1 protein-coding gene is annotated in these 1,447 nt (G+C 72.6%); it reads left to right on the top strand.

The window, feature by feature from the left end; all coding sequences use genetic code 11:
• Positions 1 to 184: 184 nt before the first annotated feature.
• Entirely contained in the window at positions 185 to 1,414 is a 1,230-nt protein-coding gene (locus ACFWN1_RS33260) for a DUF349 domain-containing protein (protein ID WP_384370485.1), read from the top strand.
• The last annotated feature ends 33 nt before the right edge of the window (positions 1,415 to 1,447 follow it).

The following is a 1,447-nucleotide window of genomic DNA, read 5'->3' as shown; positions in this document are numbered from 1 at the left end:
GTCACGAAGTCCTGACGCCGCGGCGGTGTTCCGGCCCGCGCTTCGCGGGCCGGTCGCCTGCGCGATTGGGTGCCGCTGGATGCGGACAGGCCACCCGCCGGTCGCCTATGTTGGCGATGACGAAACTGTGGACGATGCCAGGGAGCCGTGAGGCTCTCCGCAGGCATCATGTGGAGGAGGCGCTGTGAGCAGCGACCCGTGGGGCCGCGTCGACGAGACGGGGACCGTGTACGTGCGTACGGCCGACGGCGAGCAGGTCGTGGGATCGTGGGCGGCCGGCTCCCCCGAGGAGGCGCTTGCCTACTTCGAGCGCAAGTACGAGGGCCTGGTTGTCGAGATCGGCCTCCTCGAGAAGCGCGTGCAGACCACCGATCTGTCCGCGAAGGACGCCCAGACCGCGATCGGCCACATCCGCGAGCAGGTGGACGCCCACCACGCGGTGGGCGACCTGGCGGCGCTGCGGACCCGGCTGGACGAGCTGGTGCGGAAGGTCGAGTCGCGGCGCGAGGAGCGCAAGGCGCAGCGGGCCAAGCAGTCCGACGAGGCCCGCAAGGCCAAGGAGGAGCTGGTCGCGGAGGCGGAGCAGCTGGCGGCGTCCGACCAGTGGCGGGTGGCCGGTGAGCGGCTGCGGGCCCTGGTGGACACCTGGAAGGGGCTGCCCCGGCTGGACCGCAAGTCCGACGACGAGCTGTGGCACCGCTTCTCGCACGCCCGGTCGGCGTTCTCCAAGCGCCGCAAGGCGCACTTCGCGCAGCTGGACTCGCAGCGCGAGGACGCCCGGCGCGTGAAGGAGCGGCTGGTCGTGGAGGCGGAGGCGCTGTCCGGTTCGACGGACTGGGGCACCACTGCGGCCCGGTACCGCGATCTGATGGCGGACTGGAAGGCCGCGGGCCGCGCCCAGCGCGAGCACGAGGACGACCTGTGGAACCGTTTCCGGGGCGCCCAGGACGTGTTCTTCGCGGCGCGCAGCTCGGTGTTCGCCGAGCGGGACGTGGAGCAGGGGGAGAACCTGAAGCTGAAGGAGGCGCTGGCCGACGAGGCAGAGCAGATCCTTCCGGTGCGGGACCTGAAGTCCGCGCGTGCCGCCTTCCGCTCGGTCAACGAGCGGTGGGAGGCCGTCGGCCACGTGCCGAGGGACGCGCGGGGCAAGGTCGAGGGCCGGATGCAGGCGGTCGAGCGGGCGATCCAGGAGGCCGAGGAGGCCGAGTGGCGCCGGACCAACCCGGAGGCGCGTGCGCGTGCCGCGGGGCTGACCGGCCAGCTCCAGGCGGCCGTGGACAAGCTGCGCGACCAGGCCGGGCAGGCGCGCGCCCAGGGCAACAACTCCCGCGCCGACAAGCTGGAGCGTGAGCTGGAGGGCCGTCAGGCGCTGCTGGACCAGGCCCTGAAGGGCCTGGAGGAGTTCGGCGGCTGAATTCCCCACCGCATACGCCGAGGGGCTCCGTAC

Origin of the sequence: Streptomyces sp. NPDC058459, from assembly GCF_042721685.1 — a bacterium.
Classification (GTDB): Bacteria; Actinomycetota; Actinomycetes; order Streptomycetales; family Streptomycetaceae; genus Streptomyces.
The sequence above is the reverse complement of the archived record's forward strand: the minus strand, read 5'-3'. Positions and strand labels throughout refer to the sequence as shown.